This window comes from Alcanivorax sp. 24, assembly GCF_004360225.1.
Taxonomy (GTDB): Bacteria; Pseudomonadota; Gammaproteobacteria; order Pseudomonadales; family Alcanivoracaceae; genus Alloalcanivorax; species Alloalcanivorax xiamenensis.
Genome location: NZ_SNUA01000003.1, coordinates 280110 through 295291 on the forward strand (window position 1 = coordinate 280110; position 15182 = coordinate 295291).

Below are 15182 nucleotides of genomic sequence, written 5' to 3' on the forward strand. Positions count from 1 at the left end.
TCTGGTCAGACGGTTTACGGCGGGCCGCTCACAGGTCCGCCGGATAACCGGTGATGGCGCGAATTTCCCGGTATAACCCCGACAGACGAGGATAAATACGCTGGTAGACCCGCCGATACAATTGCTGATACTGGTCACGAGGGCCGGCCCGGGGCTCAAAGCGTGGTCCCGGGTGGGTCATCGCCGCCACCGCCCGTTCGTGATCCGGATACAGCCCGGTCCCCACGGCGGCATTGATGGCCGCGCCGAGCCCGGAGGTTTCAAAGGTATGGGGGCGCACCACCGGTAAATCAAAGATATCGGCGGTGATCTGCAAAATGCGGTCGCTTTGTGAGCCGCCGCCGGAAACCCGCAGCTCACGAACCGGAACGCGATTGCGTTTCTGCAGGCGCTCCTGGCCATCCTTGAGCGCGTAGGCGATCCCCTCAACGATGGCGCGGTAAAGGTGCGGGCGATCATGGGCGTCACCGAACCCGAGGATGGCGCCCTTGGCCTCCGGCCCCGGGAAACGCACGCCGGGATTCCAGAAAGGTTGCAGCATCAGCCCCAGCGCCCCCGGCGGCGACTGGTCCAGTAACTCGTCGAACAAGGCTTCCGCCGCCACGCCCTGACGCTCGGCACGTTGCACTTCTTCCGCGGCGAACTCGCGCTTGAACCATTCCACCAGCCAGTACCCGCGCTGCACGATAATTTCCGAGGTGTAGTAGTCCGGCGCCGCGGCACCGTAGGCGGGCACGAACGGGTACGGTTCCACGTAACGGTGGTTACTGGTATTGAAGGTGGCGGTAGTGCCGTAGCTGACATGACCGATGTCCGGGCTGAGCGCGCCGGAGCCCAGCACCTCGCAGGCCTTGTCGGCGCCGCAGGCGATCAGAGGCAGACCGGCGGGAATGCCGGTGTGGGCTTCGGCCTCGGCGCTGATCCGGCCCAGCGGTTGTCCCGGCGGCACCAGTTCCGGCAACTGTTCGGGACGCACCCTCAAAGCATGCCATTTCAGGTCTCCGGGCCTGGCCCATTGCCGGCGCCGGTAATCGAACGGCAGGTAACCCACCTGGCTGGCGGTACAGTCCTTCAATACCCCGCACAGCTTCCAGGTCAAAAACCCCGACAACAGCACGAAATGCTCGGTACGCCGCCACAGCTCCGGTTCGCGTTCGGCCAGCCAGTTGCATTCCGCCTTGCCGCGAAACTGGCGCAGCGTGCCGCCCTGCCCCAGCACATTGACGCCCCAGCGCCAGTACCAGGGCAGCTCCGGATAGGCGGCGGCACGGCGCCGATCCAGCCAGATCACCGCTGGCCGCAACGGCCGATTGTCCCGATCCAGGCACACCACCGAGGCCCGTTGCGTGGTCAACGCCACCGCCTGTACCCGTTCCTTTAAATCGGGGTGAGCGCGCCACAACGTCTGGCAGGCCGCGCCGAGGCCCCACCAGAAATGTTCCGCGTCCTGCTCCGCCTCTCCCGGCGGCCCGGGCCAATACGACTCCACCGGCTGCCGCGCCCTTGCCACCAGTTCGCCACGGGCATCGAACAATAGCGCCCGGGCGCTCTGTGTGCCCTGGTCCAGGGCCAGCAGCAGCGGCGTGCTCACGAGGCCTCCGCCAACCCGCCCGGAACGCCGTAATAGTCATCGCGCAGCCGCCGGTAACGTTGCCACTCCCGCTCCCAGCGCGCCGCATCCCAGCCCAGCTTGGCGGTGGTCAGACCTTGCAAGCGGTCATGCAGCGCCTGGCCGCCGTCGCGCCGCAGCAGCCCCAGGCGGGTACGGCGTAACAGCAGATCATCCAGATGCACCACGGCTTCATGCTCCAGACACCAGGACAACAAGGCATCGTCGTCCTGGTCGCCGTGCAGGAATTCATCCACCTGCGCCGGCGCCTCCGGTATCGGTGCGTACAGAGGGACGTTGCCGCGCCGGGCGCGGCGCCAGCCGGTGCGGTCCAGCAAGCCGGCCGCCAGCAGCGCGTCCAGGGCAATCAGCCTGAACGTGGTGAGCTTGCCACCGCTCACCGAGATGATGCCGTCGTGCTCCCATACCGCGTGATCCCGTTTTTCCGCGGAGGGCTTGCCGGGTCGGCTGGAGCGGATCACCGGGCGGACTCCGGCCATGGACGACAACACGTCTCCGGCGCCAAGCCCGGCGCCGGGGAACTGCTGGTTGAGCAGCTCCAGCAAGTAGTCCATTTCCCGTGCCGAGGCGCGCGGCTCCCGATTGAGGTCTTCCCCATGGTCCAGATCAGTGGTGCCGACGCACACCACGCCTTCCCAGGGAAAGATGAATACCGGGCGCTGGTCACGGGGATGCAGCACGGTCAGGCAGTCCCGCACCGGCAGCCGGTCGGCGGAAAAGAACAAGTGGCTGCCTCGCAGTGGCCGGATTCGCTCCTCGTCGCCGCCCAGTTGCCCGGCCCAGGCGCCGGTGGCATTGATCACCGCGTGGGCGCTCAGGGTCGCGGTGGCGTCATCGGTCAAATCCCGCACCGCCACCCGTAACGGCGCCGACGTGGCGGCGCCCTCATGGCTCACGCCGGTGACGCGCGCATAGTTGAGCGCCCTGCCCTGATAACGGGCGGCTTCCAGCAGGGTCCTCAGCACCAGCCGGCAATCGTCGGTGAGGGCATCGGTGTAGCTGAGCGCGCCAGCCAGCCCTTGAGCATCCAGCCCCGGCACCCGTTTCAGCAGGGCCTCGTTGCTCAGATAGGCACGGTCGCGGATACCGGCCAGGAAATCGTAGACGCCCAATAAAGCGGTCATTGGCCAGCGCCCGGGGAAGCTCCCCTTGCGCAGCGGGAACAGGTAGGTGGCGCGTTCCACCAGCCCCGGCAGTTCACGCAGCAGGCGTTCCCGCTCTCTCAACGCGTCGCGGGTCAGCCGCACCTGGCCCTGGGCGATGTAACGTAAGCCTCCGTGGACCATTTTCGAGGATCGGCTTGATGTGCCCCAGGCGAAATCGGCCTGCTCCAACAGCAGGGTCCGGTAGCCCAGGCGCACGGCTTCCAGCAATACGCCGGCGCCGGTGATGCCGCCGCCGATCACGATCAGGTCCCAGTTCTGTTCACTCAGTGACGCCAGTGTCGGCCGTGGCCCCAGTGTCATGGATTCTCCTCCTGTGCCACCAGACAGCCGGGATTAAGCTGTCCGGAAGGATCGAAATGGGCGGCCAGGGCACGCAACGCCGCCACCCCCTGGACGCCTTTTTCCTCGCCCAGCCAGCCAAGGTGATCACGGCCCACGCCATGCTGGTGGCTGATGGTGCCGCCACGCGCCACCAGCGCGTCACTGGCCGCCGACTTCATCGCCCACCAGCGCCGCCGGGTTTGCTCATAGTCCGCCGAACAGCGGAACACGTAGGTGGTGTAAATACTGGAACCCTGGGGATAGAGATGGGACAAATGCGTGAACACCAGCGCTTTCTCGCCTTCTCCGGCGTGGGCGTGCAGGGCGTTTTCGATGGCGCTCACGGTCTCATCCACCTTGGACCATTCCACGCAGGTTTCCAGCGTGTCCACAGCGTAACCGTGCTCCCACAATCCGTGACGGAGGTACGGGGAGCGAAAGCGGGCGTGTTCCCATTTTCTGCCCAGGCTCCTGCCGATCATGACCCCACCATGGGCCCGCACCCGGGCCGAGGCGCGTTTCATGGCGGCCCGGCAAAGCGCCGTTTCCCCACTGACACCGAAAGTCACCATGCAGCGTCCATCGCCGCATCCACGCAAGGACAGGTAGCGGTTGAGCGCGGAAAGTGCCAGCGGCGAGGCCGCCAGACGCAGTTGGGTAGCGGTCTCCTCGGCGTTGGAGAAACGGGCCATGGACAGCAAGGACCTGTCCTGGGCAAGCTGACGGGCCAGTTCCCGGGCCTGATCCCAGCCCGCCACGAAACCCACGTAAAATTGCTCAAACTCGGGCAGCGGACTGATACGCACATCCACTTCGGTGATCACGCCCAGCCGGCCTTCGCTGCCCAGCACCCATTCGCGGACGTCCGGGCCGGCTGACGACGCCGGGATGGTGGGTAGACGCCAACCGCCGGCGGGTGTTTCAACACGGCCTCCGGCGAACAGCTGCTCAATGCGGCCATACAGCAGGGACTGCTGGCCACTGGAACGGCTCGCCACCCAGCCACCCACCGTGGACAGCTCCCAGGACTGGGGATAATGGCCGAGGCGGAATCCATGCTCACGTAATTGCGCTTCCAGTGCCGGGCCCGGGGTGCCGGCACCAAAACGCGCCAGGCGGTTCTCCGGGTCCAGCCGTAACAACCGGTCCATGGCAGCCAGGCTCAGGGTCAACACCGGCCGATCATCCACCGGCGGGTTGATGTGGCCGGCGACCGAGGTACCACCACCATAGGGAATCACCACCGCGCCCCGCGCCAGCGCCCAGTCCAGTAGTTGCCGCACCTGGTCACTGTCGGTCGGCCGGGCCACCCCGTCCGGAAAGACTCCGAATTGTCCCGAACGCATCGCCAGCCAGTCCCCCAGGCTCTGTCCCCGGGCATGGCGGACACGGGCCTCCGGGGAACGGTCCACCAACGGGTGTTCCGGCAGGCGACTCTCCGGTACCGACGCGATCACCTGGTCCAGATCGGCGTCGGCCAATGGCCGCCCGTTGCCGATGCGATGACGCAAAAAACGCACGGCGGAGGGCCGCAACGGAAACTCCGTGGCTTCATCCCCCCACCCATTCCAACGACGCATAGTGAATTCCCTGTTCTGATCCGTTTCCGATGGTAATCGGTCCCTGTCACCGTTGCACCGGCCGGCCATGCCAAAACCCGCCACCGCCGGTTCCATTCCTCATTCCGGAACCGCTAGGCTTTACCGCTTTTTACCGGAACACTATGGTACAGTCCCACGATTACAGTACCTTGGATCAGGCTGATCCGGATTTCGAGATAACAAGGAGACACAATGAAACACATCCTCGGTTGTTCCATGCTTGCCGCCGCGATCACTCTGGCCGGGTGTAGCACCGTGAACCCCTACACCGGCGAAAAACAAACCAGCAAGGCGGCCACAGGTGGCGCCATCGGCGCGGTAGCCGGGGCTCTGATCGGTATCGCCACTTCGGACAATGCCAAGGAACGCAAGGAACGGGCTCTGGCCGGCGCGGGCATTGGCGCCGTGGCGGGCGGCGGCGTCGGCTATTACATGGATGTTCAGGAAAAGAAACTGCGGGATAAGCTGCAGGCCACCGGCGTGTCCGTGACCCGTAACGGTGACAACATCATTCTGAACATGCCGGGCAATGTCACTTTCGACACCGACCAGTCCGACGTGAAGAGCAACTTCCGTCCGGTACTGGAGTCCGTCAGTGAAGTGCTCAAGGAGTACAAGTCCACCATGATCCAGGTGGCCGGCCACACTGACAGCACCGGCGGCGAACGCTACAACCTGCTGCTGTCCCAGCAACGCGCTCAATCCGTGGCCAACGTACTGAGCAGTTACGGCGTTGACGTTGTGCGCCTGGACGTGGTGGGCTTTGGTGAGACCCAGCCGATCGCCAATAACGGTACCGCCCAGGGCCGTGAACAGAACCGCCGGGTTGAACTGACCCTGCTGCCGTACACCAAGTAAACGGCAAGTCCGGCTCCGGTCTCATGGCCGGAGCTTCGCCCCGCCTTATCGACGACCTACTCTTCCCCGGACGCTTCCGCCTTCGCCCCGGCCACTGAACGCCGCCGCAGTCGCCACACCAATACCGCCAGCGGCACCATCAACACCGCCACCATGATGTACGGGAAGCGATGATCAATGCTGTACAGCGCGGTGCCGGCCAAGGGGCCGATGATGAATCCGAGGGAAGGACAAGCACTGGCCAGACCCGCCACCCGACCCTGCTCGGAGCTGTCCACGCGCAGACTGGCCAGGGCCATGATCGCCGGCATGCCGAAACCGATCCCCAACCCCACCAGCATCACCGCCACGGTCAACGCCAGGCGCTGATCGAACAACCACAACAGCAGGGCACCGGCACCGATCAACGGTACCGCCATACCCAGCAGGACCAGCGCTGGCGCGCGCAACCACTGCACCACCAGAATTTGCCCGGTGAGCGAGGTCACCGCCGCCGCCATCATCGCCGTGCCCAAGGCCCCGGCGGCGGCGGAGGGAGACATGTGCAGCGCGTCCTGAAACAGAAAGCCCAGGGTTTGTTGCACCAGGGCAAAGCTCATGAACAGAACCACACCAGTGATCAGAAGATCACGAAAACGGGGGTCGGTGTAAGCCCGCAGTCCCGTGGCCATGACGCTGCGTACGCGTGTATCCGGCGCCTGGGTGCGGTAAGGGGAAGGCGGCAGCAGCAGAAAAATCAGCAGCGCCATGCAGGCCACCACGGCGGCCACCAAGTACAGAGGCAGAATCAACGTGAGCGCGGCCAACAGTCCACCGATGCCCGGCCCCAGCACGGTGCCGAGATTGTTGGCCGCGCCGATGCGCCCCATGCCCCGGGTACGCGCTTCCGGGGCGGTGATATCCGCGGTATAGGCCGCCGCCGAGGGCGGAGTGGCGGCCATGATCACCGCCTGGCTCATCCGCGCCACCACCAGACAAGCGACCAGGGCACCACCGGTGAGCCAGCCATTGAGGCCGAGATGGAACACCACGGCGAACAACACAGTGCCCACGGCGTAACCGCTCAACCCGATGATCAACACCGGCCGGCGCCCGTACAGCTCGCTCAGGTACCCCCAGATCGGGCTGGCCAGAGCGAAGGCCAGAGAAGAGCAACTGATGATCAGCCCCACCTGGATCTCCGCCAACCCGGTGGAACGCCCCAGTGACGGCAGCAAGGTAAACACCAGGGTCTGGCCCAACGCGGTGACACCGACGGCGGCGAGCAGCAGGGTTTGCACGAATGCCGGGGAACGGGCGGCGGGCGACGCGGCGGGCATGGGGTCCTCCGAAAAGGGCTATGGTAGCACCCTTTGTGTCAGCCGAATTGCTCCTTTGGTAACCGGGGGTGACGAATCAGGTGGCGATTCGCTGGCAAGCCAGCTTCCCACAGCGGCTCCGTAGCCCCTTCTGGGGGAAGCCGAACTGCCAGCGAATCGGAACCGATTTCAGGAAACCTCATCGTAAAGCGGCCGGGACAACTCCGCCCAGTCCACTTCGCCGTCGTCCACCAGGTTCTCGAACTGCAGAATCCCCAGAGCCTCGAACTTGGGCCTTACCGACTCGGTCAGCAGACCGATACGCTTGAGGTTGGGGATGATGCGGGTAAACAGCAGATTGCGGAACTGCGCCATCAACGCCGATGCCAGCGCTTTCTCCCGCGCCTGTTCCACATCCCAGCCAAACTCTTCGAACACCTCCACCGCGATCAGCCGCTCACGCATCACCACGCAGGCTTCGTAGGCGAAATGGGCCCGCTCTTCCTTCTCCTGCTCGGTGAGGGTCTGCACAAAGTCTTCCAGGTAATTGACACCGAAGGTGACGTGACGGGCCTCGTCGCGCACAACCAGTTGGATGATTTGCCGCAGCAGCGGGTCCTGGGCGGTCAGTTTGAGCGTGTTGAAGGCGGCCAGGGCGAGCCCTTCGATGATGATCTGCATACCGATGAATTTCAGATCCCAGCGCGGGTCGGACAGGATCTTGTCCAGCAACGATTTAAGATGCTTGTTGACCGGGTAGAAAATGCCGATCTTCTCCTGCAGATAGCGGGTGAACACCTCCACATGGCGGGCTTCATCGAAGGTCTGGCTGGCGGCATAGAGCTTGGCGTCGTAGGTCGGCGCGCAACTGGCCAGCTGCGAGGCCACCAGCAAGGCGCCCTGCTCCCCATGAACGAACTGAGCCAGCATCCAGGCCAGGTTGTGCCAGCCGAAGCGCAGTTTTTCCTCATCCGGCAGCGTGGCGAACGGTTCCCAGTCGTGGAACGGGTTCAGTTTCTGATCCAGCGGCACTTCCGATTTCGGGAAGTTTTGCGACCAGTCCACATCCATGTCCGCGTTCCAGTTCAGTTCCTTGCCGAGCCGGTAGAGCTTGCGGATCCGGCCATCGGCACTGCTGTAGTCCCAGTTGTAATGGCCAGTGAGCGGGGTCTGGAAGATTTCCACCACGTCCTCGACATGGGCCGGTGTGAGCCGCTCTTCCAGATCGTCGCTGCCGGGACCGTCCCAGCTTTCATAGTAGGTGATGTCCGATGGCGGGGATGCCAATTCCTTGATGCGCATGATGAGGCTCCTTATGCTTTACGCAGCTGGATGCTCTCATCACGCTAGTCAGGCCGACCACCAACGGCAATGTCGGACAATGACAATTTGCCGTTGAATCTGTCGTAAAATCACAATCAGAAATGACATCAACTTATGGTTTCTTTTTCTTTCTTATCAATAAGATGGAAAAGAAACCTCAAGCATTTTCATCGGAAAGAAGAAAATGAGCGCGGGCAATGGTGATCGGTTCTTCCCGGTTCCTTTGCCAGGCGCTGATATGCACATTGGCAATACGCCGGCCAAGGCGGGTGACCCGGCATTCCGCGAACGTATCCTGGTACAACCCGGCACGCAGATAGTCGATGGTGAAATCGATGGTCTTCGGCACCCGCGGCTCCCCCATCTGCAGCAGAATAAAGATGATGGCCGCCTGCTCCATGAACCCGGCCACGGCGCCACCGTGCAATGCCGGCAGGGTCGGGTTGCCCAGGTTGTTCTCATTGCGAGGCAGAATGAAGGTCAGTTCCTCCCCCTGGGCCCGCACCTGAATGCCGAGAAAACGGGCGTAAGGCACCCGGTCGATCAGATCCTGGTAATCCGCTTCACCGGCCCGGCAGGCCTGAACCAATGCTTTCAGTGTGTCGCTCATCAGGATGCCACCCGCCCGCTTCTGTCCAGTTTCATACGTGTGTAGGTGGCCTGACCGGTGGCCACCGGCTCGCCCTGTTCGTCGCCCTCTTCCCAGGCTGTCATGCGCACGAAGGTGACGTGGGCGCTGAGGCGATAGCAGGTGGCGTCGCAGATCACCGCCTTGCCCGGCGTTGGCGCATGCAGGTGATCAATGCGCAAATCGATGGTCGGGGTGATCTCCACCGCTGGATAGAGCCGGCAGCTGTTGGCCATGCCGCCAGCGTGGTCCATCAGAGCGAAGACCGCGCCGCCGTGCAGCACGCCAGTGTCCGGATTACCCACCAGATCCTCGCGCCAGGGCAAACGCAGCCGCACCCCTTCCTCTTCCGCGCTGAGCACTTGCAGGCCCAGCATGCGCGAGTGACGCACGGTTTCCAGGGAACGTTTGCAAACGTCCATTCGCGTATACGGTACGGAGGAATCTGTCACGGCGGCCAATGCTCCCTTGGTCAAAGCGCGGCAAGCTTAACGCCTTGTTTTAGCGCTGAAAAGCGCCAATGGCAAATGTCCGGTGAGTCTCTATCGCCGGGCCTGGCAGTTCGGAGCCCTGATGTCACCTCGTTTCTCCCTGAAGAACGGCGCCCGCGCCCTGGGTCTGGCAATGGAACGCCGACGCCACCCGCGCCGCTTCATCCAGACCGACAAAACCCCCTGGGATCGTATCTACCAGGAGGGCATCATGTCGGTTCGCCACTACAGTCTGCCACCCATGGAGCGGATTCCGGTGGGCGATGAGAGCGTGCCGGTGGAGCGTCACAAGCACCGCCGACCGTTGCTGCTGGTGCCGGCGTTGGGGATCCACTGCTGGACCTTCGACCTGATGCCGAACCGCTCCATGGTGCGTTACCTGATGGCGCGCGGCCACGACGTCTATCTGATCGACTGGGGCCAGCCCTCCAAGGCGGACCGCGAGCTGGATCTGAACACCTACGTCAATCACTGGCTGCCGGCGGCGGTGGAAGCGGTACGCGACCACACCAGCGCCGGGGACATCAACCTGCTTGGCTATTGCATGGGCGGCCTGCTCAGCCTGATGTACCTGGGCGGCCACCCAGGGGCGCCGGTGCACAGCCTGGCCACCATCGCCAGCCCGGTGAATTTCCACAAAAGCGGCCCGTTCGGCACCGTCTTCAGTCTTGCCGCGATCCCCGCCATGCAGGTGCATGACTGGTTCCAGGTGCGTCTGGAGCCACTGGACAGCAAGCTGTTTCACATTCCCGCCAACCTGTTGTCATGGGGGTTCAAGCTCACCAATCCGCCGGGGCTGGTGCAGTCCTACGTGGATTTATGGCGCAACTCCGCCGACCGCGACTACCTCACCGAATACATGACCATGGGCCAGTGGTTCAACGACATGGTGGACTACCCCGGCGCGGTGGTCAGAGAAGTGATCGAGAAACTGATTCTGGCCAACAGTCTGGCCGACGGCCGTATCAAACTGGCTGACCACGAAGTGGATTTCGCCAACGTCACCCAGGATCTGCTGGCCATCGGCGGCACCAGTGATCGTATCGTCACCCTGCGCGCGGCGCGGGACATTCTCAAGGTAGTGGGCAGTAGCGAAAAGCGTTTCGAGGAAGCGCCGGGCGGTCATGCCGGTGTCTTTGCCGGCAGCAAGGCCCCGTCCCATACCTGGCGCATCATCGCCGACTGGCTGGCGGCGCGGGGGTGAAAAGCGCCAGACGCCAGACGCCAGACGCCAGACGCCAGACGCCAGACGCCAGAGGATGAAGCCCGGCCTCCGGCCCGTGCAAGCCTTGAACGCGATTATTTAGACCCGCAACGCTTCAAGAAACCGCGTTCTAAAGCGTCCGGCGTCCAGCGTCCGGCTCTTCTTGCCCGTCCCGCCACAGCCGGTACTTCTCCAGGTCCGAACCGATCCAGCGCCAGGCGCGATTGAGCACCACCAGATCATCCAGCAAGCCGGCGCCGAGAATCATGTCCGGCACCGCGTCCAGCGGCATCAGGAAGTAGATCAGCACCGCCGCTACCGTGATCAGCGTGGCCCATGGTGCCGCCGGGTAGCGTCGCAAGGACCAGTCCCGCAGCATGCCACCGGCCAGTTGCAGCCGTTCCCAGGCCTCACCCAGACGGTCACGATTGGCCCAGGCCTTGGCGGCACTGGCGCTGGCCAGCCGCTGGCTGGCCAGCGGGGATTTGAGTACACGGCCGGCCCGTTGCCGGGCACGGCGCCAGGGGGATTCAGCCATAGAGCTCCCGGTACAGCGCCCGGTATTCGTTGGTGAGTTTATGACGCGAATTCCAGTGCACCAGTGGCAATGCCTTGTCGTGGGATTCACGCATGGCGACACTGGCGGACAACCGGCTGTTGAGGATCGGCAGCCCCTCCTCCTGCAACTGCGCCACCAGCTCCTGGGGTAGACGGGCACGGGGCTGGTACTGGTTGACGACGATGCCGTCCACGGAAAGGTCCTCGTTATGGTCCTCCCGGGTTTCGTGAATATTTTCCAGCAGCGAATACAACGCCTTGCGTGAGAAGGCGTCGCAATCGAACGGAATCAATACCCGGTCGCAGGCGATCAACGCCGAAAGTGTATAAAAATTAAACGCCGGTGGCGTGTCCACATAGATGGCATCGAACTCCCGTGCCAGCGCCTTCAACAAACCTCTCAGTTTGTAGATTTTGTGCTTGGACTCCAGCAGGTGTTCCACTTCACCCAGCTCGCCGTTGGCGGGCAGCAGATACAGGTTCTCGAAACGAGTGGTGTGCACATATTCCCGCGGCGCCTTTTCCTTGAGCTTGAATGACAGCGTCTGCGCAAAGAATGAACCGATGTTGGGGGCGGGCCCGTCCTCGCCCCGATACGCCTCCATGCCAAGCAAATATTGGCTGGCGTTGCATTGCGGATCCAGATCCACCACCAGCGTCTTGCGGCCTTCGCTGGCGGCAATGGCGGCCAGGTTGACGGTGATACTGGATTTGCCGACCCCGCCTTTGCGGTTGAACACCACTGTTCGCATCAAAATACCTCCATAACCCGAGCCCACATGGTACACAGCCGGCCAGCATGGAACAGCGGCCGTGGAGACCAACGCCACAGGCGTGCGGGATGTCCACAGTTTCTGTGGATAACCGCGTGCATAAGCCGTTGATGGCCCGCCGTGGCCGGGAGAATACGGGAGCTGCCCGCCACATGATCGTTCTTTACCCACCACCGGGTAAATATCCGACAGAAAGACATATACCCGCTATTGCCTTCCGCCCGAAGCATGCTCAGCATGCAGGTAAACACGTTATATACACCGACATCATAACGACAACGGCATCGCCATAACGGCATTACCATAACGGAGAGCTCCATGGCCACCATCACCCCGCTGGCGCCGGTTCCCGCTGGCAGCACGTTGAAACCGGTCCCCGGCGATGCCGGGCTGCCGTTGATCGGCAACACCCTGGCGATGATGCGCGACCCGGTCACCACGTTACGGCAACGTTATGACCGTTTCGGGCCCGTGTCCTGGACTCACCTGTTTGGTTTGAAGATGGTGCAGATGCTCGGCCCCGACGCCAATCAGTTCGTGTTGATGAACCGTGGCGATCTGTTTTCCAACCACCAGGGCTGGTCTTACTTCATTGGCCCGTTCTTCCATCGCGGCATCATGCTGCTGGATTTCGAGGAGCACCGTTGGCATCGCCGTATCATGCAACAGGCGTTCCAGCGTGAAGCCCTGCGCGGTTACCTGCAGCGGATGGCGCCACGCACCGAGGAAGGTCTGTCGCACTGGTCCGAGGGCCCCGTCAAGCTGCTGCCGGCTCTCAAGCAGTTGACTCTGGATCTGGCCACCGACGTGTTCATGGGACGGGAGCTGGGGGATCAGACGGACCGGATCAACCGCGCCTTTATCGATACCGTACGCGCCGGCACCTCCCTGGTCCGTTTTCCGGTACCGGGGCTTGGCTGGTCCAAAGGGTTACGGGGCAGACGGGTTCTTGAACGGCTGTTCATGGACGATATCGGTGCCAAGCGCGCCGCTCCGGATAGCGACCTGTTCAGCATGCTGTGCCAGGCCCGTACCGAGGATGGCCATGAATTCAGCGACGAGGACGTGGTCAGCCATATGATCTTTCTGATGATGGCGGCCCACGACACCACCACCATCACCTTGTGTACCCTGCTCTATCATCTGGCCCGGGAGCCGCAATGGCAGGAACGGCTAAGGGAGGAATCCCTGGCGCTGGGCAAGCCCTGGTTGGAACACGAGGATCTGGACAAACTCCCCGGTATCGGCATGGCCATGAAGGAAGCTCTGAGACTATGCGCCCCGGTGCCCAGCATGCCCCGGCGTACCGTCAAGGACGTGGAGTATGACGGTTTCCATATTCCGGCCGGCACCTTCATCAATATCGCGCCGTTTTTCACCCATTCCATGGAGGAATACTGGCCGGATCCGGAACGGTTCGACCCGGAGCGCTTCAGCGATGCCCGCCGTGAAGACCGGGTACACCCCTATGCCTGGGTTCCCTTTGGCGGCGGCGCGCATAAATGCATCGGTCTGCATTTCGCCGAGATGCAAGTGAAATCCGTATTGCATCAGATGCTGTTGCGTTTTCGCTGGGAGGTGCCGGACGATTATGAAATGCCGCTGGACACCCGCAGCCTGCCGGTGCCCGCCGATGGCTTGCCAGTGACGCTGGAGCGACTTTAAGCGCCAAGCGCCCCGGCTGACACGCAACACGCCGACGCACGGCATTCGCTGGCAAGCCAGCTTCCCACAGAGGGAGCCACAAAGTCGCTGTGGGAAGCGGCCTTGGCCGCGAATGCTTTCCGGGTTTGCCAAAACACCAGTCAGTTTCGCGGCGCGGCGGTCACCGTCTCGCCCTGGCGTAACGTGACGAACTCCTCGGCGGAACTGGGGTGGATGCCCACGGTAGCGTCAAAGTCCGCCTTGGTGGCGCCCATGCGAATGGCGACGGCGAAACCCTGGGTGATTTCCGCGGCCTCCTCGCCGGCCATGTGCAGTCCCACCACCTTATCGCTGCTGTCATCAACGATCAGCTTCATCAGCGTGCGTTCCTGAATGTCGCTGAGGGTGTAACGCAACGGCCGGAACTCGCTGCGGTACACCCGCACCGTGCCATAACGCGCCAGAGCCTGCTCCTCGGTCAAACCGACCGTGCCGATATTGGGGTGGCAGAACACCGCCGTGGGCACGTCGCTGTAGACCACCGGTCCTTCCGGTTTTTGTTCACCGAACAGGAAGGCCGCCAGCCACATGCCTTCGGCCAGCGCCACCGGCGTCAACTGCAGCCGGTCGATCACATCGCCCAAGGCATAAACATTGGCGACGCTGGTCTCGAAGCGATCATTCACCTCAATGGCGCCGCGCTCATTGGTTCGCACCGCCATGCCGTCGGCGAACAACCGGTCTAGCCTCGGCACCCGGCCGGTGGCATAGAACACCTCGTCCACACGCAGCTCGGAATCGTCAGTAAGGCGAAGCACTTTCTCTCCGCCCTGCTCCTCGATGGCGGTCACGTCGGTATTGAAACGCAAGTCCACGCCGGCGTGGCGCATGCCTTCGGCGACGAACTCCCGCACATCCTTGTCGAAGCCGCGCAGGAACAGCTCCCGGCGATACAGTTGCGTCACCGCCACGCCCAGACCATTCAGAATGGAGGCGAACTCGCTGGCGATGTAACCACCGCCGACCACCGCCACCCGTTTCGGCAACCGCTCCAGGTAAAACAGATCATCGGAGATACGCACCTGTTCACGGCCGGGGAAGTCCGGTACGTACGGCTTGCCGCCGGTGGCGATGAGAATATGGCGGGCCTGGAGTACGGTGTCGCCGTCCACGCTGACCGTGCCACTGCTCTCGACCCGGCCATGGCCTTCGAAGATTTGTACCCCGGCGCCGTCCAGCAGCTTGCGATAAATGCCGTTCAAGCGCTCGATTTCACGGGTTTTGTTGTCCCGCAAGGTAGCCCAGTCGAAGGACCAGTCAGCCACCCGGTAGCCATAACTGGCGGCCAATTCGAACTCACCAGGGAACCCGGCGCCATAAGCGAACAGCTTCTTCGGCACGCAGCCCACATTGACGCAGGTGCCGCCAAAAAAGCGCTCCTCGATGATCGCTACTTTGGCGCCATGGCTGGCGGCCATGCGCGCGGCACGCACACCGCCGGATCCCGCGCCGATCACTACCAGGTCAAATTCAGCGGACACAAGCTGCTCCTTGATTCATGTTGGATCAGGGCACCGGTTACGGTCCCCGGGAAGATGCCGTTATTCTGGCGCCTGTCCCGGGAATCACAAGCCGGCGCTGACAATAACGCCGATAGCGGACGGCGATACCCTCTAGGGCCTGTTGA

At 63.0% G+C, this 15182-nt stretch carries 13 protein-coding genes; 3 read left to right on the forward strand and 10 right to left on the reverse strand.

The features are described 5' to 3' along the window. Window positions 1-28 precede the first annotated feature (28 nt). From E0L37_RS06165 to E0L37_RS06175, 3 genes are read right to left on the reverse strand one after another with little or no spacing between them, the layout of a single operon-like run. A complete protein-coding gene (locus E0L37_RS06165) occupies window positions 29-1591 on the reverse strand; it encodes an FGGY-family carbohydrate kinase (protein WP_133490891.1) in 1563 nt (520 codons plus the stop codon). Continuing rightward, a complete protein-coding gene (locus E0L37_RS06170; RefSeq protein WP_133490892.1) occupies window positions 1588-3096 on the reverse strand; it encodes a glycerol-3-phosphate dehydrogenase/oxidase in 1509 nt (502 codons plus the stop codon). The genes E0L37_RS06165 and E0L37_RS06170 overlap by 4 nt, the downstream gene beginning before the upstream one ends. Further along, entirely contained in the window at window positions 3093-4697 is a 1605-nt protein-coding gene (locus tag E0L37_RS06175) for an FAD-binding oxidoreductase (RefSeq protein ID WP_133490893.1), read from the reverse strand. The genes E0L37_RS06170 and E0L37_RS06175 overlap by 4 nt, the downstream gene beginning before the upstream one ends. A 213-nt stretch (window positions 4698-4910) precedes the next feature. Between E0L37_RS06175 and E0L37_RS06180 the strand changes: the two genes are divergently transcribed. Further along, window positions 4911-5576, forward strand: a complete 666-nt coding sequence (locus tag E0L37_RS06180; RefSeq protein ID WP_133490894.1) for an OmpA family protein — start codon at window positions 4911-4913, stop codon at window positions 5574-5576. Between the two features lie 56 nt (window positions 5577-5632). On the opposite strand, the gene E0L37_RS06185 is transcribed toward E0L37_RS06180, so the two are convergent. From E0L37_RS06185 to E0L37_RS06200, 4 genes are all read right to left on the reverse strand, one after another. Next, on the reverse strand, window positions 5633-6895 hold the full coding sequence (locus tag E0L37_RS06185) for an MFS transporter (protein ID WP_133490895.1): 1263 nt from the start codon (window positions 6893-6895) through the stop codon (window positions 5633-5635). Between the two features lie 168 nt (window positions 6896-7063). Further along, complete coding sequence (locus E0L37_RS06190) at window positions 7064-8176, reverse strand: ferritin-like domain-containing protein (protein ID WP_133490896.1); 1113 nt, start codon at window positions 8174-8176, stop codon at window positions 7064-7066. Between the two features lie 178 nt (window positions 8177-8354). Continuing rightward, window positions 8355-8807, reverse strand: a complete 453-nt coding sequence (locus E0L37_RS06195; protein WP_133490897.1) for a PaaI family thioesterase — start codon at window positions 8805-8807, stop codon at window positions 8355-8357. Next, window positions 8807-9247 carry a PaaI family thioesterase gene (locus E0L37_RS06200; RefSeq protein WP_133490898.1) on the reverse strand — a complete coding sequence of 147 codons (441 nt, stop codon included), beginning with the start codon at window positions 9245-9247 and terminating at the stop codon, window positions 8807-8809. The genes E0L37_RS06195 and E0L37_RS06200 overlap by 1 nt, the downstream gene beginning before the upstream one ends. A 151-nt stretch (window positions 9248-9398) precedes the next feature. Here E0L37_RS06200 and E0L37_RS06205 point away from each other — a divergent pair, with 151 nt between their 5' ends. After that, window positions 9399-10520, forward strand: a complete 1122-nt coding sequence (locus tag E0L37_RS06205; protein WP_133490899.1) for an alpha/beta fold hydrolase — start codon at window positions 9399-9401, stop codon at window positions 10518-10520. A gap of 130 nt (window positions 10521-10650) precedes the next feature. Here E0L37_RS06205 and E0L37_RS06210 read toward each other — a convergent pair whose 3' ends face one another. Together E0L37_RS06210 and E0L37_RS06215 are read right to left on the reverse strand one after the other, a co-directional pair. After that, window positions 10651-11058 carry a YkvA family protein gene (locus E0L37_RS06210; protein ID WP_133490900.1) on the reverse strand — a complete coding sequence of 136 codons (408 nt, stop codon included), beginning with the start codon at window positions 11056-11058 and terminating at the stop codon, window positions 10651-10653. Further along, window positions 11051-11830 (reverse strand): ParA family protein, encoded by a 780-nt coding sequence (locus E0L37_RS06215; protein ID WP_133490901.1) that lies wholly within the window; start codon window positions 11828-11830, stop codon window positions 11051-11053. Before E0L37_RS06215 ends, E0L37_RS06210 begins: the two co-directional genes overlap by 8 nt. 339 nt (window positions 11831-12169) lie before the next feature. On the opposite strand from E0L37_RS06215, the gene E0L37_RS06220 reads away from it, so the two are divergent. Further along, complete coding sequence (locus E0L37_RS06220; protein ID WP_133490902.1) at window positions 12170-13516, forward strand: cytochrome P450; 1347 nt, start codon at window positions 12170-12172, stop codon at window positions 13514-13516. A gap of 140 nt (window positions 13517-13656) precedes the next feature. Here E0L37_RS06220 and gorA read toward each other — a convergent pair whose 3' ends face one another. Further along, entirely contained in the window at window positions 13657-15036 is a 1380-nt protein-coding gene (gene gorA / locus E0L37_RS06225) for a glutathione-disulfide reductase (RefSeq protein WP_133490903.1), read from the reverse strand. Between the last annotated feature and the right edge of the window lie 146 nt (window positions 15037-15182).

Excerpts from the sequence above, each read along its gene's own strand:
- E0L37_RS06200 (WP_133490898.1), bottom strand. The coding sequence starts at position 9,247 with ATGGACGTTTGCAAACGTTCCCTGGAAACCGTGCGTCACTCGCGCATG.
- E0L37_RS06185 (WP_133490895.1), bottom strand. The coding sequence starts at position 6,895 with ATGCCCGCCGCGTCGCCCGCCGCCCGTTCCCCGGCATTCGTGCAAACC.
- E0L37_RS06215 (WP_133490901.1), bottom strand. The coding sequence starts at position 11,830 with ATGCGAACAGTGGTGTTCAACCGCAAAGGCGGGGTCGGCAAATCCAGT.
- E0L37_RS06175 (WP_133490893.1), bottom strand. The coding sequence starts at position 4,697 with ATGCGTCGTTGGAATGGGTGGGGGGATGAAGCCACGGAGTTTCCGTTG.
- E0L37_RS06170 (WP_133490892.1), bottom strand. The coding sequence starts at position 3,096 with ATGACACTGGGGCCACGGCCGACACTGGCGTCACTGAGTGAACAGAAC.
- E0L37_RS06210 (WP_133490900.1), bottom strand. The coding sequence starts at position 11,058 with ATGGCTGAATCCCCCTGGCGCCGTGCCCGGCAACGGGCCGGCCGTGTA.
- E0L37_RS06190 (WP_133490896.1), bottom strand. The coding sequence starts at position 8,176 with ATGCGCATCAAGGAATTGGCATCCCCGCCATCGGACATCACCTACTAT.
- E0L37_RS06180 (WP_133490894.1), top strand. The coding sequence starts at position 4,911 with ATGAAACACATCCTCGGTTGTTCCATGCTTGCCGCCGCGATCACTCTG.
- E0L37_RS06205 (WP_133490899.1), top strand. The coding sequence starts at position 9,399 with ATGTCACCTCGTTTCTCCCTGAAGAACGGCGCCCGCGCCCTGGGTCTG.
- E0L37_RS06220 (WP_133490902.1), top strand. The coding sequence starts at position 12,170 with ATGGCCACCATCACCCCGCTGGCGCCGGTTCCCGCTGGCAGCACGTTG.
- E0L37_RS06195 (WP_133490897.1), bottom strand. The coding sequence starts at position 8,807 with ATGAGCGACACACTGAAAGCATTGGTTCAGGCCTGCCGGGCCGGTGAA.